A 21,001-nucleotide genomic window follows, 5' to 3' on the forward strand; every position below is an offset into this window, starting at 1 on the left:
CGACTATAAATAGGTGATATATATGAATATAAATTCCCATTTTTATAAATATAAATCTGAGTCTGGTCCTAACAAGAATGTATGGACATTAGCGGCTTTAATTTTGATAACTCATTTTTTCTTAGCGAATTCAGCGTTAGCTGGCGGACCAACAGCATTAGATGATGACAGCGTTAGGATCCCGATATTTAAATCTAAAAACTTACAAATGGATCAAGCAATACACCGTGTATCCGTAGGTAATCCGGCAATCGCAGATATATTAATTTTACGTAGCAGCGAGCTCTATATTGTTGGTAAACAATTAGGCACCACTAACATGATGGTATGGGATAAAGAAGACAACCTCGTTGACGTGCAAAATCTAGAAGTGACTCACGACTTAAATAGCCTAAGAAAACGTCTACATAAATACTTACCAAATGAAGTGATCGGTGTAGAAACATCACAAGGTCAATTAGTAGTTAGCGGACAAGCCTCATCATTAATGAAAATGAGTACTGCAGTTGAAATCGCTCAGGGTTATGCTACAGCAGCCAACGTGGGTGATAGTAATAGCACAGTATTAAACATGATGTCTGTCGGTGGTGGTCAACAAGTAATGCTAGAAGTCACTGTCGCCGAAGTGAGTACAGAAATAGGCCGCAATTTGGACGGTAATACCGTTATCGGTGGATTCGGTTCCGATGGGTTTGGTGGCATAGGGACAGGGACAGGTAATGTTCCGGGAAATCTGTTAGGCGGAATAGACACTAATATTTTTGCACGCTATCTCACTGGTGACATGTTATTTAGTGTTGCGTTAGATGTAGCAAAAACCAAAGGCTTAGCTAAAGTGCTTGCAGAACCGAATCTAACGGCACTTAGTGGTCAATCTGCCGAATTCTTATCTGGTGGTGAGTACCCAGTGCCGGTTTCAGGTGACGATGGCGTTTCAATTGAGTATCGAGATTTTGGTGTTGGGGTTAGTTTTGTACCAACAGTACTTGATTCTGGTAAAATAAACCTCAACCTTAAAGTGCTTGTCAGTGAAATCAGTAACGCTAATAGTGTCGCAATATCTGCATTAGAAACGGGTTCAACGACAATCACCCCCTCTTTAGTCAAACGATCAACTGCAACCACCGTTGAACTTGGTGACGGCCAGACCATCGTCATTGGCGGATTACTCAGCGACAACCTCCGAGAATCGGTCACTAAATTCCCTGGACTAGGCGACATTCCTATTCTAGGACAATTGTTCACGAGCCAAGAGTACATTAGCGGTCAAACCGAATTAGTTATTATGGTCACACCGCGATTAGTAAGACCTTTTAATAAAGAAGGCATGATACTCCCTACAGATGGCTTCGTACCCGTGTCAGATATGGAATTTTACTTACTCGGTAAGATGACCCAACAAGACAAAGACTCTGCGACGAAAAACCCAAATGATACGTCCGACTCACCATCGAGTATCGTCCCCAATTCAGGTGGTACAGAGCAACAGTATGGTCATACCCTCAATTAGCTAAATATTCATAATACATTTATAGCGAACGATTGAATTAAGGAATCATGATGAAATATATAAGTTTAACGCTGTTCTGTAGCCAATTCTTATTCGGTTGCGTACAAGAGCCGAATTACGAATTATCAGCATCAACACAATACATCAAAGAAATACAAATTCTTGATCACGATGCCCCTGCAAAAAATGATGGCATAACTAATGGGATTGAAGGTAAATACGCACAAAAAGTTATATCGTCATACAATAGTAGCGCTTACGCCGCTAAATCTGCGCGTGATATTTCACAGTAATTGAAGGTAATATTATGGCTACCAAGATAATAAAAAACCTAAAAACAAAACAGAAAGGTAACATTCTTGTTATATTCACCGTTGGTTTGTTTGCAATGATTACCGTTTCATCACTTGCGCTTGATGGTGGTCATTTATTACTTAATAAAGGTAAATTGCAAAATCTGGTTGATGCTGCCGCATTACATGCAGCAACAGAATTGGACGAGGGCTCTACCCATAAAGAAGCAAGGTTTGCAGTCGTAGAAATGCTCCGATTAAACATAAGTCATAACGACCATCACGAATTAGCTGATGCGATAGATTTGTCCGATGCCAACATCAACACTGATGCTAATCAAATAACAACACAGTTAGCAGTTGAATTTTCGCAAGAACCTGATCCATTCACTGGAGATCTAGATGAAAGTGCCAAATATGTAAAAGTGTCGTTATCACAGCTTAATCTAAATAATTTCCTCGCCAATATTTTCAATTTTAACAAACAGGTTTCTGCAACCGCTTTGGCCGGCCCAAGTTCTGATATCAGTAGCTGTTATGAGGATCTTGTGCCAATGGCCGTTTGTGGTGATAAAAATGATACCAGTGATACCAGCGAATATGGTTTTGAAAAAGGCAGTTTGAATTTACTTAAGACTGGTTCAAATTCACAATCAGCCATCGGACCAGGAAATTTCCAGTTAATCAGACTTGGAGACAACAAAGGCGGTAATGATATTCTCGGAGCTATGGCGGGAGAGTATGGTGCAGGCACTGCGTGCTTCACAAAAGGTGCCAATAATTCATCAGTACCAACTGAAACAGGTAACAAAGTTGGACCGGCTGCTAACGGAATTAATACTCGGATGGGTCTGTGGGAGGGCTCGTTGAAAAAAACATCTAAAGAACACCTAAGAGACAGTAATATATGCGAAGGCGATACTATTATTGTTGACAAAAAAACGGGTGAATTTGATGAATTAGACGCTGAAGATAAAGCTTACCGCTATACAAATTATGAACAGTATAAAACAGGTGTTGATATTACGACTTCATGTGACGCCTTTCCAAGTGGAGATATCATCCCTGAAACTTCAAGTACGGGGGAGCAGGCATCTAGTTATGGCCGCAGAATTTTACAAGTCGTCATCGTAGACTGCGGCACCAGTAATATAAATGGACAAAATGACCTCGACTTCCTTGATATAGGTTGCTTTTTTATGACTCAGAAGATGGGTCATACAGGTAACACAGCAAACGTCATTGGCGAGTTTATTAATAGCGGGGGTAACTGTACTAACGGTGGCACACCTTCAATCACGCCTGTAGATAACAACGGTCCATATAAGATTGTTTTATATCATGTACCAGGAAGTTCTGACTCTTAGGAGGTTCTATGCTTCGAAATTCATTCCAACACAAACGTACAAAAAATAAAAATCAACAAGGCTTTGCTGCGATTGAATTAACAATGATATTACCTTTTATGTTATTGCTAATTTTTGCTACCGCTGAGTTTGGTCGATTATTGTATCAATATAACGCCCTTAATAAGACCGTACGCAATGCATCTCGATACTTAGCAGAGAATTCGATTCTGGGTACCGGAGTATATGAGATAACGCCTGAGATAGAATCTAAGGTCAAAACATATATCAAGTATGGGGGCCCTGGATCATCAACCCCTTTTCTTCCTAATTTAACCTCTAGCGCCATAGATTTAAGTGTATCAGGACAGTTCGTTACAATTAATGTTTCTTACCCTTGGCAACCATTATTTGGTGATATGTTCACGAGCTTTGGTATGAGTAATGATATAAATGTCAGCTTCCCACTTGTATCAACGTATACGATGAGGGCGTTCAAATGATTAAACGAAGTAATCACAAACAGCAAGGCTTATACGCTGTAGAGTTTGCAGTAGTCGGTAGTATATTCTTTTTGCTATTATTCGCCGTTTTAGAGATTGGTAGACTATTCTTTGTTTGGAACGTTCTCACCGAAGTAACCCGACGAGGCGCTCGATTGGCAACAGTGTGTTATTTTGATACGACCAATGTCGAGCCGTTCAATGCCATGCTTCAAACTTCACTGTTTAATAACCAACCATTGATATCTAATCTATCTATATCAAATATACAAATTGAATACCTGATGGATGACGGAGCTCAAGCGCTAACTCCAACAGAAGCAAATTTCATTAAATTTGTCAAAGTAGACATAATTAATTATCAACATCAGTTATTAATTCCAGGCTTATTCTTAACTCTCGATTCACCTACATTTTCAACCACACTACCACGTGAAAGCTTAGGTGTTAGCCGTACAACAGAAACATCTTGTGTGCCTACATAACAATAATAAAAGACAATTAACTTTTTATTGGTAAGGAATCATAAATGAATAACCAAAATTCAAATAATATAATTGGATTTAGTGAAAGCAACTCCGTCCCGATAGATCGAGATACACAAACATTGCCTTTTCCACTAAATTGTTTAGTCGTGTGCCAAAATCCGACAATGCGTCAGCATCTATCAACCTATTTAGCCTCAGTAGCTAATCTAAAAATAGATTATTGTACAGCATTAGATTCCAACTTAAAAAACCATAATTTGGTTATTTTTGTGCTTGATAGTAATGACCATCAAGCTAAAGACGATATTAAGAAAGTGGCGAAACAAGAAATTAATTTTATTTTAGTCGCCGATAATATTAGTAATGATGTTATTCGTACAGCTGTGCATTTCAAAGTAAAAGACATTATTTCTCAACAAGATGTAGAACAGGAATTACTTAATTCACTGCTTAATTCTGCAAATGAATTAATGCAAGCAAGTAAAATAGCGCCACTATATACAGTGATTAACGGCAAGCCCGGATCTGGTGCCAGTTTCATTACCAGTTGCTTAGGTGAGATTAGCGCAAATATATCAAACGATGAGATAGCGATCATAGACGCAGACCTAAATTACGGTTCACTTGCTGACACATTTAATTTTGATGCTAACTATTACTTAACAGATGCGCTTAATGAAATAGATAAACTAGATAATACAGCCATTCAATCAATGATGCTAAAAAGAGACAACTTAAGCCTTCTAGCCAGCAAACCCTATACCCAACTACACGCCAATCCCCAAACCTTAGGGTATTTAGATCAACTGGTCTGGAAGGTTAAATTGAATCACGACCTCGTACTAGTGGACTTATCACGAGGAATTGAGCATTTCACGATCCCATTATTGAATTTATCATCTAAAGTTCTGATTGTGGTACAACAAAATATCCTCAATTTACGTGAAGCAAAAGTGCTGATACAAGAATTAACTCAACACCTAGGCATTGATACAGAGAAGTTACATGTCATCGTTAATCGATATTCAACTAAGAATAGCAACATAACACTTGCAGATATAAAAAAGGTGTTGGGTATCGAAAAACTATATGTCGTCAGTAACAATTATGAACTTGCCAATGCAGGTATTGATTCAGGCTCACCATTATTAAAAGTAGCTGACCATAAAGTAATACAAGATGAGGTATCGCATATAATCGGGGAGTTATTCCCCATTGAAGTTCCAGTGAAAACGACCTTATTATCTAAAATATTTCGGAGACTATAATGGAATTTGTCAACAGCCAAAATAATGACCCTTTTAGTATGCTAACTGCGAGTGATATGGAGACTAAACAAGAAATATTTGGTCTCTTGCTCACACAACTTGATCTCTCGGTGTTAGAAACATTACCTCAAGAGGTTGCCAAAGAGAAAATTGCCAATTCTTGCTATCAGTTCCTGAATAAACAAACGAGACCAATTAGTCAAGACGTAAGACAAATCTTAATTAAATTAATCACAGATGAAATTTTGGGTCTCGGTCCGCTTGAAACTTTACTCGAGGATCCAACCATCGCGGATATCCTCGTTAACAGTTACGACCGAATATTCGTTGAGCGTGCTGGTAAATTAGAACAAGTATCAGTTCAATTTTATGATGATAAACATTTATTAAATATTATTGATCGTATTGTATCTGGTGTCGGTAGAAGAATTGATGAGTCATCGCCAATGGTCGACGCCAGACTTAAAGACGGTAGCCGTATCAACGCGATTATCCCCCCGCTTGCGCTTGATGGCCCCGCATTATCAATTCGTCGCTTTACGGTTGATAAGCTTCAAGCACAACAACTTATCGACTACGGTTCGATGACACAACCAATGGCAGATCTCATTCAAGCCGCCGTATTAGGTAAACTAAACATATTAATTTCTGGTGGTACAGGTAGTGGTAAAACCACATTGCTGAATATTTTATCTGGCTACATACCGAGTAATGAAAGAATCATCACTATTGAAGATTCAGCTGAATTACAATTACAGCAACCACACACGGTTCGATTAGAAACAAGACCTGCAAACATCGAAGGGAAAGGTGAAGTAAGCCAGCGAGAGTTAGTTAAAAACTGCTTAAGAATGCGCCCAGATAGGATTGTTATCGGTGAAGTGCGTGGCAGCGAAGCAATAGATATGTTGGCTGCGATGAACACCGGCCATGAAGGTTCGATGACGACACTTCACGCCAACACTCCACGTGATGGCTTAGGCCGATTAGAAAATATGGTTTGCATGGCAGGGTTTGATATGCCTGTGCATAATATTAGAACCCAAATATCCTCAGCCATTGATGTTGTCGTGCAATTGCAGCGCCAAGAAGATGGTAAGCGCCGTATCACCAGTATCCAAGAAGTAACAGGCATGGAAGGTGAGATGATCACGATGTCAGAAATATTTACTTTCCGACGCGAAGGTAAAAATGATGATGGTACGATCAGAGGAAGGTATGCAGCTACAGGAGTAGTCCCGACCTTTACCCGTAAACTCAAAGATAAAGGTATTGATATTCCTCACAGCCTATTCACTGTGGATATGCTGTCCAACGGATTTTAAGTGGTGAATTTATGAGTTCTCAAATCATGTTTTTACTCTTGGTATTTGTAGCTGTTGTGCTGTTATTCCAAGGTTTTTTTATTTCAGTCTATAGTCCACAACGAGCAAATTCCAAACATATACGTAAGCATTTGGCATCATTAACAGACGGTAGTGAAGACGCTCAAGCTGAAATTTTAATCAATAAAAAAGTTGAAAAACTACCCGTTTTTCTACAATGGGTAGAATCATTGCCTTTAGTTTACAATTACACATACAAGATGGAACTATCTGGTTCTAAAATGCTCGGCCATCAATACCTGATAATGACCATTTTAATATCTTTTGTAGTGACCATTACAGCTTGGTTTTTGACTTTAGATATTGTATTTACAGTATTTTCTGTCATCACTGTTTTTGCTGTCATGCACTTAATATTAAACCGTAATATAAATAAACGAATGGAAAGAATTGAGCAACAATTTCCTGAAGCATTAGATGTACTAAAGCGCGGCTTACAAGCGGGTTATGCTTTTAGTGATTCACTGAAGCTTGTTTATGAAGAACTTGAGGGTGAATTGTCTGATGAGTTTAAATTAATGTTTAATCGCATTAATTTTGGTAACGACGTTCATACTGCGTTACTCAGTTTTGTCAAACGTGTACCAAGTACGTCGGCAATGGCTTTTTGCAGTTCAGTGTCTATCCATAAAGATACAGGGGGTAATCTTGCTGAAAACATAGATAATTTATCAAGAATAATTAGACAAAGATTTACCTTCAAACGCCGTGTAAAAACATTATCCGCAGAAGGTCGCCTTTCAGGCTGGGTACTCGTCTTAACTCCTTTCGTTTTGTTTGCAGTGCTTTATATTTCATCCCCAGATTACACCAGTATCCTAATTCATACCCCCGAGGGTTTAAACTTACTTAAATGGGGTGGAATAGGCATGCTATTAGGTATTTACTGGATCAGTAAATTAATTAAGATTGAGGTATAATCATGAATCAAATTATACAACTTTTCGAAACAACATTTACCGACCCCGAAATAATGAAATGGACCATTTATCTGGTTGCAGGTGTAGCTGGAATAACTCTAGCCATTGCGCTTTCATCTTTGATATCGGGGCTTTACTCTCCGGTAAAAAAACAATTAAGCAAACTTTCTAACGAGTCAGCACAGCCTGAAGACCTGGCCAAAGAATATGAGTCATCACTAGAGCATACCATTGATAAATTGAACCATGTTCCTTTTATTAATAAACATTATCAGGGTGATTCATCAACTAAAAAACTACTTATTCATGCCGGTTTCCACTCTCAAGATGCACTTAAAATATTCAATTCCGTTAAACTATTATTATTATTAATGAGTGGCGGGATAGTTATTGCCTTAATCAATAATATTTCAACTTATTCAACAACGACCGTTGTCTATATAATCGCCTTTGTGCTGGGCATCGCTTACCTGTTACCCGGTATGATATTAAAGAAAATGGCCAACCGTAGAATGGGAAATTTAAGACGTTTCTTTCCAGATGCTCTCGATTTACTCATCGTATGTTGTGAATCGGGACTCGGCTTACTGGAAGCATTTCAACGAGTCGCAAAGGAATTAAAACTTGCACATCCCGATTTAGCCTTCGAACTAAATTTAGTTTGCAGTAAAGTTAGATACGGGCTTACTTTACAGCAAGCGTTAAAAGAGTTTAGCGATAGAACGGGCCTAGAAGATATTAGAGGACTAAATTCGGTTATTGTACAAAGTTTAAGGTTGGGTACCGGGGTCGCAGCAACAATCCGTATATATTCCGATGAATACCGTGAGAAGCGATTGCAGGCCGCAGAAGAAAATGCAGCGAAATTAGGCGTTAAAATGATTTTTCCGATGATGTGTTGTATTTGGCCTTCGTTCTTTATCGTCGCTATCGGACCTGCCGTTTTAAAAGTCATGGCAGTTTGGGGAGAAGCATTTTGATAACAAAATCATATGGAATTAATAATTGGCTATTTACCATTATTGGCTTAACGTTTTTATCTGGTTGTACAACCACCAGCAGTAATAATCAACTCGATTTTTCAGATATTCCACCAGACACAAGAGAGACCACACTTACGCAGGCTGTTTCTGCTGAACAAAATAGCCAATTTGATAAAGCTATTGTGCTCTATGCCAAAGCATTAGAAATTCAGCCAAGTGATGAAGAAAAACCAACAATAGCAATGACTAATACTGCTGTATTTTATAAAATCGGTTTACTCGAAGTAAAACAGGGAAATACCGAACTTGGCAGAAAAGCATTTAGACAAGTACTTAAAGTAGAACCATCGCATGTATTAGCTCAGACCCAACTTGGTATTATTTATTTAGCCCAAAGAAATAAACAGGATGCTTTAGTTTTATTAACCAAAGCGATAGCCACGGATCAACTACGCCTTGCTAACGAAGAACAAACAAAGAATACTTATTTTTCGCTTGATGAACTATCCCCAACAGAGGCTTACATGGGCTTAGCTGTGATTCATGATCTTAAAGGTGATCACGATAGAGCAATTGCATTGTTTAACTTAATAAAACCAGTCACACCACAAGACCCGATTTTATTCACTAATATCGGCTACTCTCATTACCTAGTTGGTAATTTTGTTGAAGCTGAAATAAATTTTAAAACAGCTATCGATCTTGATATGCAATTTTCAAGAGCCTGGGTAGATTTAGGTTTAGTTTACGTACGTAAGGGCATGTATTCAAAAGCGCTGCAAACCTTAAAGCAAGTAATGCCAACAGAGCATGCTTATAATGATATTGGCTACTTTTTAATATTAGAAGGTCGTTATCGTGAAGCAGAATACTTTCTTGAACGTGCAATAGAACTTTCGCCAAGCTATTTTGTGAAAGCCAATGTAAATCTTGAAAATCTTAAAATCCACATGAATAAAAATATCGATCTAGCTTATTCAGATGAGTAATTATTCTACGTTTCCTTGGTGTTTAATGTTTAATTCAAAAATTGTATACATAATAGTTATAAATAATAGTCAAAAAAGCGTTGCAATTTTATCCTAGATTGCTATTGTGAACTCAACCAAACTTATTAGTAACAACATACTAACTGGATAAATCATATGAATAACAATCTGAAAGTAAACGTGCATCACCATCATCATATTTGATTAGCTTTCAGGCTGTTAACTGGAGGTGTATGCATGCAAACTTCCGGAACTCATTTAGAAAAACCCTCGGAAGATTAAACTTTCGGGGGTTTTTTCGTTTACAGACAATTATTTTGACAAGGTTTAAGGATGACTATGTTAGACACAAAAAATGAACAACCAAGACTAAGAATCGCAATTCAAAAATCAGGCCGTCTTAGCACTGAATCTCAAAACCTACTTAAAGCAATGGGCCTTAAAATTAACATGCGCGAACAGCGTTTAATCGCACACTGTGAAAACATGCCGGTTGATTTACTTCGTGTACGTGACGACGACATTCCTGGTTTAGTGATGGATGGCGTTGCTGATCTAGGCTTCATTGGTGAAAACGAACTAGAAGAGAAAGAACTAGAGCGTCAACGTCTTGGTGAGCCCGCAGAGTATAAGCTGCTTAAACGTATGACATTTGGTGGCTGCCGTTTATCCATTGCAGCAACAGAAGAGTTTGATTATCAAGGTCCTCAATCATTACAAGGCTTACGTATTGCAACATCGTACCCAGAATTACTAAAACGCTATTTAGATGAGCAAGGTGTCAGCTTTAAACCCGTTATGCTCAATGGTTCTGTTGAAGTTGCGCCACGCGCAGGTATTGCCGACGCAATCTGTGATTTGGTATCTACCGGTGCCACACTTGAAGCCAATGGTCTGAAAGAAGTACAAGACATCTTCCATTCTAAAGCAGTATTAATCCAAGCTAAAGCCGCGTTATCAGAAGATAAGCAAGCATTAGTTGATCGCTTAATGGTACGTGCTCAAGGTGTAATGCAAGCAAAAGAAAGCAAGTACATCATGCTACATGCACCAAAATCACAACTTGATGCAGTTATTGCCCTACTTCCTGGTGCTGAAAACCCAACGGTATTACCACTGGCGTCGACTGAAGATACGGTTGCAGTACACTTAGTCAGTACTGAGAAACTGTTCTGGGAAACAATGGAAGAACTGAAACAGTTAGGCGCAAGTTCAATTTTAGTATTACCTATTGAAAAAATGCTAGGTTAGTATCAGCAAGCAATGTTAAGGGAGGATCAAGCATGAAAACAGTCGTATGGGATCAACTTAGTCAGGTACAACAATCAGCATTATTAATGCGACCTGCAATATCAAACTCGGCAAAAATCGGTGACATTGTTACTGACATTATTGCGCAAGTTAGAAATGAAGGTGATAGCGCTTTAAAAGCACTCACCGCAAAGTTTGATAAAGTTGAAACGGATTGTTTACGGGTGACAGCGGCAGAAATTGCAGCGGCAAGTCAACGCGTAGACAGTGAAACCAAGCAAGCTATCAAACAAGCTCAACAGCACATTCATCTTTTCCATGAAGCGCAAGTACAAGATACGATTCGTGTAGAGACAATGCCTGGTGTGGTGTGTGAAATGCACACGGTTGCAATTGATGCTGTTGGTTTATATATCCCTGGCGGTACGGCCCCACTACCATCAACGGTTCTTATGCTTGCAACACCCGCTAACATTGCCAATTGTGAACGTATTGTATTAACGACGCCGCCACCAATTGCAGATGAAATTTTGTTTGCTGCCCAGTTATGTGGGGTTACCGAGATTTATACCCTCGGTGGTGCACAAGCCATAGCAGCACTCGCTTACGGGTCTGAGTCTATTGCTAAAGTGGATAAGATATTCGGACCTGGTAATGCTTTTGTTACTGAAGCCAAACGCCAAGTAAGTACGGACATTAATGGCGCAGCAATTGATATGCCAGCGGGTCCATCTGAAGTATTGGTTATTGCCGATGCCGATGCGGATGCCGGTTTCATCGCGGCTGATTTATTGTCTCAAGCGGAACACGGCCCTGATTCACAATCAATCTTGGTCGTGTCATCAAGTACGTTAGCAACCGAAGTGTCTGAGCAAGTGCAGCTACAATTGGCTTGCCTTTCTCGCCAAGAGATCGCGGTACAGTCTATTGCATCAAGTTTAATCATCGTCACTAATGATACCGACACATCAATAGCAATTAGCAACTTATATGCACCCGAACATTTAATTGTACAAACAGAAAACGCGCGTAGTTTATTACCGAAGATTAAGCATGCTGGTTCCATTTTCTTAGGCGCTTGGTCACCGGAGTCAGTTGGTGATTATGCAAGTGGTACGAATCATGTGTTACCAACCTATGGTTACACTAAAACGTATTCAAGTTTAGGACTTGCTGATTTTACTAAACGCTTTACTGTTCAGGAGTTAACCCAAGATGGTCTCAAAAGCTTGGCGAAGACGGTCACTTGTCTGGCTGATGCAGAAGGACTTGACGCACACAAACGTGCCGTCACAATCAGAATTGACCGTTTGGGAGCAATGCAATGAGCAGCAAGTTAACACTACTGGCAAGAAAGAACGTTCAGGAACTGACGCCATACCAGTCTGCGCGTAGAATTGGGGGTACCGGTGATGTTTGGTTAAATGCCAATGAAGCACCTGATTGCGGTCACTACTCGCTAGACTGTAGCCGCTTAAATCGTTATCCCGAGTTTCAACCTGAATCCGTCATTAAAGGTTATGCCGCTTATGCTGGTGTTAAACCAGAACAAGTAATAACGACCCGGGGTGCTGACGAAGCGATTGAACTACTTATTCGCACATTCTGTGAACCCGGCGTCGATAGCATTCTGATTAACCCGCCCACATACGGTATGTATGAAGTAAGCGCTGAAACTTGTGGCGTTAACATTATTAAGCAAGATCTAGATGCTAACTTTGATCCTGATTACGATGCGATAACAGCGCAATTAGAGTCGGTTAACATCGTCTTTTTGTGTGCACCAAATAACCCGACTGGCAATGTGTTAAATACTGACCGCTTAACGGATTTGTTGAACGCAGCAAAAGGCAAAGCAATTATTGTTTGTGATGAAGCTTATATTGAATTTTGTCCAGCTGCATCACAAGTGTCTTTATTGCAAGACTTTGATAACTTGGTGATTTTAAGAACACTATCAAAAGCATTCGCGTTAGCTTCAATACGTTGTGGTTTTGCATTGGCCAGTGAAACCGTTATTGGTTTACTGTCAAAAGTAATTCCGCCTTATCCGGTGCCAGAGCCGGTAGCACAAATAGCTAGCCAAGCGTTGACAGAATCAGGCATCCAGGTGATGACAGCCCGTGTTGAACAACTTAACGGTATGCGCAGTGCGTTTATCGACGAACTGAATCAATTACAGGGTGTCGAGAAAGTATTTCCTGCAACCGGTAATTTTGTATTAGTACAATTTATTGATAGCCAAAAAGTGTTTAGCTTATTAGGTAAACAAGGTATTGTATTAAGAGATTTTAGTTCCAAAGCAAGATTAGAAAACTGTATTCGAATCACCTTAGGCAGCGTAACCGAAATGCACAGCACTTTAGTCGCTTTAAAGTCCGTACTCTCTTAATTTAAGAGTATTAAAAGAATAATAAATAAACAAGCAGGAGCCCGATGTGAGCAAGGAAAAATTCTTATTTATTGATCGCGATGGTACATTAATCGATGAACCGATTAGCGATAAACAAGTCGACACTTTAGAGAAACTAAAATTTGAACCATTAGTGATCCCAGCATTACTTAAGTTACAAGCTGCAGGTTTCACACTGGTCATCGTTTCGAATCAAGATGGACTTGGCACAGACAGTTACCCACAAAGTGACTTTGATATTCCACAGAACGCAATGATGGAGCTGTTTGCTTCACAAGGCGTTAAGTTTGAATCGGTATTACTTTGCCCGCATTTTACTGAAGACAACTGTAGTTGCCGTAAACCGCATTTAGGGTTGGTTAAAGAATATCTACAATCTGGTCGAATAGACTTTGCTAACTCCTATGTCATTGGCGATCGCATTACCGATATTCAGCTTGCTGAAAACATGGGTATTGAAGGCATCTTTTATAATCGCACCGATTTAAACTGGCCGATGATTGCAGATAAGATCTTAGCTAAGGGTAATCGTGTTGCGAGTGTGACTCGTACAACAAAAGAAACAAACATTAAAGTTGATATCGATTTAGACAGTCAAGGTGGTAGTCAAATTGACACTGGCATGGGTTTCTTTGACCACATGCTTGATCAAATCGCCACACACGGTGGTTTTAGATTAAAGCTAAGTGTATCTGGCGATTTACATATTGATGATCACCATACAGTTGAAGATACCGCTTTAGCATTAGGCAATGCGATTAACCAAGCCCTTGGTGATAAACGTGGTATCGGTCGTTTTGGTTTTGTATTACCGATGGATGAGTGTGAAGCATCTTGCTCTTTGGATCTATCAGGCCGCGCTTACCTGCAGTTTAACGCCGACTTTCCTCGCGATCATATTGGTGAGTTTGCAACTGAAATGGTGCCGCACTTCTTCCGTTCTCTCAGTGATGGTATGGCAGCAACAGTACATCTTAAGGCGGAAGGAAAGAACACTCACCACCTAGTTGAAAGCTTATTTAAGAGTTTTGGTCGTACCCTTCGTCAATGCATTAAAGTGGAAGGCGATGTTCTACCAAGCTCAAAAGGAGTGCTTTAATGACTCAAAACACAATCAAAGATCAAGCAAAGTTTAATGTTGTCATTATTGATACTGGTTGTGCAAATCTTTCATCGGTCAGATTTGCGATTGAACGACTGGGTTACTCAGTCGCAGTAAGCCGTGACGCCGACGTATTACGTAATGCTGATAAACTATTCTTACCCGGTGTTGGTACTGCACAAGAAGCAATGAAAAACTTGGCTGACCGTGAGTTGATTGATTTAGTAAAAAGCCTCACTCAACCGGTACTCGGTATTTGCCTTGGTATGCAATTGCTTGCTGAGTTCTCGGCAGAAGGTAACGTCGCCACGCTTGGATTAATTAGTGGCAGCATTGACCCGATGCCAAGTAAAGGTGTTCGTCTGCCTCATATGGGCTGGAACCAGATCGAACCACAACAAGATCATCCATTATTCAAAGATATTCCGAGTGGCAGTTATTTCTATTTTGTTCATAGTTATGCGCTTGCAGTTGGTGGCGACACGATTGCTACGTGTACGCATGGCGCGCCATTTACCGCGGCAGTGAACCGAAATAACTTCTACGGAGTGCAATTTCATCCCGAGCGTTCAAGTAAAGCGGGTGCACAATTAATCAAGAATTTCTTGGAGATGTAATATGTTAGCAAAACGCATAATACCTTGTTTAGATGTGAAAGATGGTAAGGTCGTCAAAGGGGTTAAATTCCGTAATCATGAATTGATTGGCGATATAGTCCCACTTGCTAAACGTTACGCTGAAGAAGGCGCAGATGAATTAGTATTTTATGATATTACTGCCAGCGCGGACGAACGTGTTGTAGATAAAAGCTGGGTAAGCCGCGTTGCAGAAGTGATTGATATTCCTTTCTGTGTTGCTGGTGGTATTAAGAGCGAAGAAGATGCAGCGCGTATTTTAGAATACGGCGCAGACAAAGTATCAATCAACTCCCCTGCACTTGCAGATCCAAGTTTGATCAATCGCCTTGCCGCTAAATTCGGCGTGCAATGTATTGTGATTGGAATAGACAGCTATTTCGATGAAGACACCGAAGAATACAAAGTATATCAATTCACCGGTGACGAAACGCGGACACAAGTAACCAAGTGGACAACGTTTGAATGGATTAAAGAAGTTCAAAAACGTGGCGCAGGTGAAATCGTCCTCAATGTGATGAATCAAGACGGTGTGCGTGGTGGTTACGACACTGTACAGTTATCCAAAGCCCGTAAAATTTGTAATATACCCTTAATCGCCTCTGGCGGTGCCGGCGAAATGAGTCACTTCAACACTGTATTTAAAGAAGCAGACGTTGATGGCGCATTAGCCGCAAGTGTATTTCATAAGCAAGTCATCAATATTGGTGAACTAAAAGAATATCTACGAGATCAAGATGTGGAGATCAGAACATGATAACAAACGAACAAATTAGCCAACTTGATTGGGAAAAAGTAGATGGTTTAATGCCAGCAATCATTCAAGATTCAGTATCAGGCGAAGTACTGATGCTGGGTTATATGAATGAAGAAGCGTTAAAGACAACATTAGAAATCGGTAAAGTTACTTTTTTCAGCCGCACTAAACAACGTCTTTGGACCAAAGGTGAATCTTCAGATAATTATTTACTGGTTCAAGAGATAACTAAAGACTGTGACAATGATTCGTTACTTATTACGGCTAAACCCTGTGGTCCAACTTGCCACCTCGGTACACAAAGCTGTTTCGTCACAGAAAACAAACCTGCGCTAACATTCATCGCACAACTTGATAAAGTGCTAGAAGAACGTAAAACAGCCGATCCAGAAGTAAGCTACACAGCGAGTTTATTTGCGCGCGGTACCAAACGTTGCGCTCAAAAAGTCGGTGAAGAAGGTGTTGAAGTTGCACTAGCTGCAGTCGCGAAGGATCGTGACGAGCTGGTCAATGAAAGCTCAGATCTGCTTTATCACCTACTCGTGCTATTACAAAAAGAAGAAGTGCCACTGACTGAAGTTGTTCAATGCCTTGAAAATCGTCATAAATAACGACTAAGTTTATGCTAGATAGCGACTTACCCTACCCTATATAGGTAATAAGTAGCTATCTAGTCGTACTTATTACCTATACTCCAGTTAAAACTTAGGTTTTTACGATAACCACTTTTTAACTGTATACTTAAACAGTGCTTTATTTTCCCCGTAAAAAGCTAACCAAATCACCTTACTTCACTGAATGCTTAAATTTAGCCAAACAATATTTCTCTTTAAATTTAGGTTCTACATTTTTAAATACCATATCGATTGCAGCTAAATCTTTCTCTATGTCCCCAGTGACGTTTACAACATCACCGATCGTCACACGCTTATTCTTATAATCTAATTGATACAATATAATCGGTACGTTTGCTTCTAAGGCAATATAGTAAAATCCAGATCGCCAAAAGTCTTGATACTGTCTTGTCCCCTCAGGTGACATCGCGTAAAGAAAGCGTTCTTGGGTATTAAAAATGTTAACCACCGTCTGTACCATATTGGTCGACTTGGAACGTACAATCGGCACACCGCCTAAAAACTTCAATGCATTGTTAAACGGCCAACGAAACATTTCTGATTTACCCGCCCATTGCACATTCACTTTGTTAGCAAATCGCGCACCAATCAATAACGGAAAATCCCAATTTGATGTGTGCGGCGCATAAGCGATAACAGCTTTGTTATACTTTGCAGGAATCGGTTCGCAGTACCAGCCAGTTAAATTAAGCACTTTGTTCGCACATGTACTAAAAAATTCGTTTTGAGAGCTATCTTTAACTTTCTTTTCATCAACGCTATTTTGCATTTTATTTTTTTTGCTGTCTGCATCAATACTTGATGTCGGCGTTTTTTTATCAACTGACATTATTAATCCTTTACGCATAATTTATGAACTGACGATTGATACACATTAGTTTGGCTTTAAAAAATCCATAGTTGGGTTTTTAACCAAATAAATAGATTTTAACCTTATGTAAATTAACTTAATTTAAAATACTTTATTGAAATATTAAGTTAACCTCAATCACAATCGTCACCTAACACCGCTACAGGGTGTCATTAAACGGTTTTTATAACAAGTCATTGGCTAATCAAAGAAGTTATATAGCGTTTTGATATATATCAACGAATCTTTACACTCCACAAGGTAATTCAGCTCAATTTGACCTTGATCAATTACACTTAGTGATTTAAACTTTCAGAAACTTCTGAAAGTTCGTTAGGTAACATGTGAATATCTCAACTCAAAACCAATCCTTTATTTATCATTTCGGTGAAATGGGCAGTCGCTGGGGCTTCAATCGTACCGTTGGTCAAATGTATGCACTGCTTGTTATTACTGAAGCACCGGTATGTGCAAACGACCTTGCGAGCGGTTTAAACATCTCTCGTGGCAACGTCAGTATGAGTATTAAAGAGCTGCAATCATGGCAGTTGATCCAAATGAGTCACATTCCAGGTGACCGTAAAGAATACTACAGTTCTATTGGTAGCATTTGGGATATGGCTAACACTGTATTCAAAGAACGCCGTAAACGTGAAATAGATCCGACGCTTTCTTTACTGCGTGCTTCTCTTCTCGAAAAACCGACAGATGCAGGTGACGAGTATTCTCAAACTAAAATGCAAGAAATTCATGATCTGCTCGAAATGGTCACCGAATGGGCAGCTGAATTACAACGTCTTAATCCAGAGCAGCTGAGCCGATTGATGAAGTTAGGCGCTGGTGTATCTAAGATGCTGTCTGTAAAAGATCAATTATTTCCAAATAAAAAAAATTCTGAATCAAATTAGTCTAGAGGAGTATTCTTATAATGATTAATGAAACCTTAGTAGAGTTATCCCGTTGGCAGTTCGCCATCACAGCTCTATTCCACTTCCTTTTCGTACCACTTACAATTGGCATGACTTGGATCCTGTTTATCATGGAAGCGGTATACGTGATGACAGGCCGTGTTATTTACCGTGATATGACTAAATTTTGGGGCAAACTCTTTGCGATTAATTTCGCGATAGGTGTCGCGACCGGTTTAACCATGGAGTTTGAGTTCGGTACCAACTGGTCTTACTATTCACATTATGTTGGGGACGTCTTCGGTGCACCACTGGCGATTGAAGGCTTAATGGCTTTCTTCCTCGAATCAACCTTCGTGGGTATGTTCCTGCTCGGTTGGGATAGACTAAGTAAACGACAGCATTTAGCAGCTACTTTCTTAATGGCGTTAGGGACTAACCTTTCTGCGATGTGGATTTTGGTTGCCAACGGTTGGATGCAAAACCCAATCGGCAGTGAATTTAACTATGCCACTATGCGTATGGAAATGGTCAGCTTTTCTGAACTTGTTTTCAACCCAGTGGCACAGGTTAAGTTCATTCACACTGTCGCTGCCGGTTACGTTGCAGGCGCTATGTTTGTGATGAGTATCAGTAGTTACTACCTGTTAAAAGGTCGTGATGTTGCATTTGCTAAGCGCTCTTTTTCTGTTGCCTCAGGTTTCGGTCTAGCCGCTATATTCTGTGTATTACTACTCGGTGATGAATCAGGTTATGAAGTGGGTGAAGTGCAGCGCGTTAAACTTGCTGCAATTGAAGCTGAATTCCATACAGAACCGGCACCTGCAGCGTTTACTTTAGTTGGCTTGCCAAACGAAGAAACAATGGAAACCGATTACGCAGTTAAAATCCCTTATGCGCTAGGTCTTATTGCGACACGTTCTTTAGATGGTCAAGTAACTGGTATCAGTGACTTGAAAAAAGAACATGAAGTACGTATTCGTGGCGGTATGATTGCTTATGATTACCTACAGAAGCTACGTGGTGGTGAAGAAACACCTGAAAACATCGCGAGTTTCAATGAAGTTAAAGATGATCTAGGTTACGGTTTATTATTAAAACGTTATACCAATGATGTGATTAATGCGACTGAAGAACAGATCCAGATGGCGGTTGAGGATTCAATTCCACCTGTAGCACCTATCTTCTGGGCATTCCGCATCATGGTTGGTAGTGGTATCGTCATGTTAGGCCTATTTATTCTAGCCTTCTACTTTAACGCTCGTCGTCAAATACAAGATAAGCGCTGGTTACTTAAAGCAATCTTGTTTGCACTACCACTACCTTGGATTGCAATTGAAACGGGTTGGTTTGTTGCTGAAGTAGGTCGTCAGCCTTGGGCTATTAGTGAGATTTTGCCAACCTTTATGGCAACCTCGAACCATGAAGCAAGTTCAGTTGCCATGACGATGATTGCGTTCATTCTTGTTTATATCGTTATGTTCATTCTTGAAATGTGGCTGATGGTTAAATTTGCCAAACAAGGTCCAAGCTCGCTACATACTGGTCGTTACCACTTTGAGCAAGAAGAGCAAGAAGCATCACCACAATTACGTCAAGACAAATACTAAGGGCTTAGATTATGTTTGATTATGAAAGCTTAAAACTTATCTGGTGGTTAATCATCGGAATATTGCTTATCGGCTTTGCCGTTACCGATGGCATGGATATGGGCGTTGGTAGCTTACTGCCCTTCGTGGCAAAAGATGATACCGAACGTCGTGTAGTGATTAATACCATCGCCGCACACTGGGATGGTAACCAAGTCTGGTTAATTACTGCTGGTGCATCATTATTTGCCGCTTGGCCAATGGTTTACGGTACTGCGTTTAGTGGCTTCTACTTTGCAATGATGCTAACGCTGTTCTGCTTATTCTTGCGACCACTTGGTTTTGATTACCGCAGTAAGATCGATTCACCAAAATGGCGTTATAACTGGGATAAAGCATTATTTGTTGGCAGCATAGTGCCCCCTCTCGTCTTTGGTATTGCATTTGGTAATTTGCTACAAGGTATTCCGTTTAACTTTGACGAGTTAATGCGTGTTTACACCACAGGTTCATTTTTCGCACTATTTAACCCATTCGCACTATTGAGTGGGGTTGTGAGTGTTTCAATGATACTGATGCATGGCGGCACTTGGTTAAGTATGCGTACCGATGAACATGTTGCGGCACGCTCTGCAAAAGCAGCACAAGTATTTGCAGCTGTGCTTGTTGTTAGTTTTGCCCTTGCCGGTGTAATGATTGCCACAACGATTGACGGTTATGTTATTCAAAGTGCAATTGATACTCAGGCTTATGCTCAACCAACTAATAAAGTCGTTACGATAGTATCGGGTGCATGGTTAAATAACTTTAACAGCATGCCAATACTTTGGTTGTTACCTATAACAGGTTTCGTGATGGCGATTGTAGCAGGTCTACTTGCTCGCTTTAAGCCTGGTGGTTTAGCATTTACGGCCAGTGCGTTATCAATTGCCGGTGTTATTTTGACGATGGGTGTTTCTATGTTTCCATTTATCATGCCGTCAAGCAGCACGCCTAATCACAGCTTAACAATTTGGGATGCGGTTTCGAGTGAAGGCACGCTTAACTTAATGTTGATCGTGGTAGCGATATTCTTACCGCTTATTCTTTGTTATACGATTTGGTGTTATAGCAAAATGTGGAGAACGGTGACTCGTTCTGAAATTGAAGAAAACACCCACTCATCATATTAAGGAG

Annotated in this window: 21 protein-coding genes and 1 other annotated feature; of the genes, 20 read left to right on the forward strand and 1 reads right to left on the reverse strand. The window is 40.0% G+C overall.

From position 1 onward, the window contains the following. The first annotated feature begins 22 nt into the window (after positions 1 to 22). From A923_RS0102145 to hisIE, 17 genes are all read left to right on the forward strand, one after another. Positions 23 to 1,510, forward strand: a complete 1,488-nt coding sequence (locus A923_RS0102145) for a type II and III secretion system protein family protein (RefSeq protein ID WP_017219997.1) — start codon at positions 23 to 25, stop codon at positions 1,508 to 1,510. Between the two features lie 50 nt (positions 1,511 to 1,560). Continuing rightward, complete coding sequence (locus A923_RS0102150) at positions 1,561 to 1,803, forward strand: hypothetical protein (protein WP_017219998.1); 243 nt, start codon at positions 1,561 to 1,563, stop codon at positions 1,801 to 1,803. Positions 1,804 to 1,817: 14 nt separating this feature from the next. Further along, entirely contained in the window at positions 1,818 to 3,170 is a 1,353-nt protein-coding gene (locus A923_RS0102155) for a pilus assembly protein TadG-related protein (RefSeq protein ID WP_017219999.1), read from the forward strand. Positions 3,171 to 3,178: 8 nt separating this feature from the next. Continuing rightward, complete coding sequence (locus A923_RS0102160) at positions 3,179 to 3,652, forward strand: TadE family protein (RefSeq protein ID WP_017220000.1); 474 nt, start codon at positions 3,179 to 3,181, stop codon at positions 3,650 to 3,652. Continuing rightward, positions 3,649 to 4,137 (forward strand): TadE/TadG family type IV pilus assembly protein, encoded by a 489-nt coding sequence (locus A923_RS0102165; RefSeq protein WP_017220001.1) that lies wholly within the window; start codon positions 3,649 to 3,651, stop codon positions 4,135 to 4,137. The genes A923_RS0102160 and A923_RS0102165 overlap by 4 nt, the downstream gene beginning before the upstream one ends. Positions 4,138 to 4,181: 44 nt before the next feature. After that, positions 4,182 to 5,408: a CpaE/TadZ family protein gene (locus A923_RS0102170; RefSeq protein ID WP_017220002.1), complete on the forward strand. Its 1,227-nt coding sequence runs from the start codon at positions 4,182 to 4,184 to the stop codon at positions 5,406 to 5,408. Continuing rightward, on the forward strand, positions 5,408 to 6,733 hold the full coding sequence (locus A923_RS0102175) for a TadA family conjugal transfer-associated ATPase (protein ID WP_017220003.1): 1,326 nt from the start codon (positions 5,408 to 5,410) through the stop codon (positions 6,731 to 6,733). The genes A923_RS0102170 and A923_RS0102175 overlap by 1 nt, the downstream gene beginning before the upstream one ends. A gap of 11 nt (positions 6,734 to 6,744) precedes the next feature. After that, positions 6,745 to 7,713, forward strand: coding sequence for a type II secretion system F family protein (locus tag A923_RS0102180; protein WP_017220004.1), 969 nt, complete (start codon positions 6,745 to 6,747; stop codon positions 7,711 to 7,713). Between the two features lie 2 nt (positions 7,714 to 7,715). Next, positions 7,716 to 8,693, forward strand: a complete 978-nt coding sequence (locus A923_RS0102185) for a type II secretion system F family protein (protein WP_017220005.1) — start codon at positions 7,716 to 7,718, stop codon at positions 8,691 to 8,693. Then, positions 8,690 to 9,685 carry a tetratricopeptide repeat protein gene (locus A923_RS0102190; RefSeq protein WP_017220006.1) on the forward strand — a complete coding sequence of 332 codons (996 nt, stop codon included), beginning with the start codon at positions 8,690 to 8,692 and terminating at the stop codon, positions 9,683 to 9,685. The genes A923_RS0102185 and A923_RS0102190 overlap by 4 nt, the downstream gene beginning before the upstream one ends. A 182-nt stretch (positions 9,686 to 9,867) precedes the next feature. Then, positions 9,868 to 9,987 (forward strand) — a sequence feature (His leader region). 37 nt (positions 9,988 to 10,024) lie between these two features. After that, positions 10,025 to 10,936, forward strand: a complete 912-nt coding sequence (gene hisG, locus A923_RS0102195; RefSeq protein WP_017220007.1) for an ATP phosphoribosyltransferase — start codon at positions 10,025 to 10,027, stop codon at positions 10,934 to 10,936. Between the two features lie 32 nt (positions 10,937 to 10,968). Next, positions 10,969 to 12,264, forward strand: a complete 1,296-nt coding sequence (gene hisD, locus A923_RS0102200; RefSeq protein WP_017220008.1) for a histidinol dehydrogenase — start codon at positions 10,969 to 10,971, stop codon at positions 12,262 to 12,264. After that, entirely contained in the window at positions 12,261 to 13,328 is a 1,068-nt protein-coding gene (gene hisC, locus A923_RS0102205; RefSeq protein WP_017220009.1) for a histidinol-phosphate transaminase, read from the forward strand. Before hisD ends, hisC begins: the two co-directional genes overlap by 4 nt. A 46-nt stretch (positions 13,329 to 13,374) precedes the next feature. Continuing rightward, positions 13,375 to 14,448: a bifunctional histidinol-phosphatase/imidazoleglycerol-phosphate dehydratase HisB gene (hisB, locus tag A923_RS0102210; RefSeq protein WP_017220010.1), complete on the forward strand. Its 1,074-nt coding sequence runs from the start codon at positions 13,375 to 13,377 to the stop codon at positions 14,446 to 14,448. Continuing rightward, a complete protein-coding gene (gene hisH / locus A923_RS0102215; protein ID WP_017220011.1) occupies positions 14,448 to 15,068 on the forward strand; it encodes an imidazole glycerol phosphate synthase subunit HisH in 621 nt (206 codons plus the stop codon). Before hisB ends, hisH begins: the two co-directional genes overlap by 1 nt. A 1-nt stretch (position 15,069) precedes the next feature. Continuing rightward, positions 15,070 to 15,843 (forward strand): imidazole glycerol phosphate synthase subunit HisF, encoded by a 774-nt coding sequence (hisF, locus tag A923_RS0102220; protein ID WP_017220012.1) that lies wholly within the window; start codon positions 15,070 to 15,072, stop codon positions 15,841 to 15,843. After that, positions 15,840 to 16,454, forward strand: a complete 615-nt coding sequence (gene hisIE, locus A923_RS0102225; protein WP_017220013.1) for a bifunctional phosphoribosyl-AMP cyclohydrolase/phosphoribosyl-ATP diphosphatase HisIE — start codon at positions 15,840 to 15,842, stop codon at positions 16,452 to 16,454. Before hisF ends, hisIE begins: the two co-directional genes overlap by 4 nt. A gap of 175 nt (positions 16,455 to 16,629) precedes the next feature. Here hisIE and A923_RS0102230 read toward each other — a convergent pair whose 3' ends face one another. Next, the gene (locus A923_RS0102230) at positions 16,630 to 17,307 is read right to left on the reverse strand and encodes a lysophospholipid acyltransferase family protein (RefSeq protein ID WP_017220014.1); all 678 of its coding nucleotides are present in this window, start codon (positions 17,305 to 17,307) and stop codon (positions 16,630 to 16,632) included. Between the two features lie 365 nt (positions 17,308 to 17,672). On the opposite strand from A923_RS0102230, the gene A923_RS0102235 reads away from it, so the two are divergent. The 3 genes from A923_RS0102235 to cydB are packed head-to-tail and all read left to right on the forward strand — an operon-like array spanning position 17,673 to position 20,997. After that, the gene (locus tag A923_RS0102235; protein ID WP_017220015.1) at positions 17,673 to 18,236 is read left to right on the forward strand and encodes a GbsR/MarR family transcriptional regulator; all 564 of its coding nucleotides are present in this window, start codon (positions 17,673 to 17,675) and stop codon (positions 18,234 to 18,236) included. 20 nt (positions 18,237 to 18,256) lie between these two features. Continuing rightward, entirely contained in the window at positions 18,257 to 19,846 is a 1,590-nt protein-coding gene (locus A923_RS0102240; RefSeq protein ID WP_017220016.1) for a cytochrome ubiquinol oxidase subunit I, read from the forward strand. Positions 19,847 to 19,857: 11 nt separating this feature from the next. Continuing rightward, the gene (gene cydB / locus A923_RS0102245) at positions 19,858 to 20,997 is read left to right on the forward strand and encodes a cytochrome d ubiquinol oxidase subunit II (protein ID WP_017220017.1); all 1,140 of its coding nucleotides are present in this window, start codon (positions 19,858 to 19,860) and stop codon (positions 20,995 to 20,997) included. The last annotated feature ends 4 nt before the right edge of the window (positions 20,998 to 21,001 follow it).

The sequence above is a fragment of the Moritella dasanensis ArB 0140 genome, assembly GCF_000276805.1.
Taxonomy (GTDB): Bacteria; Pseudomonadota; Gammaproteobacteria; order Enterobacterales; family Moritellaceae; genus Moritella; species Moritella dasanensis.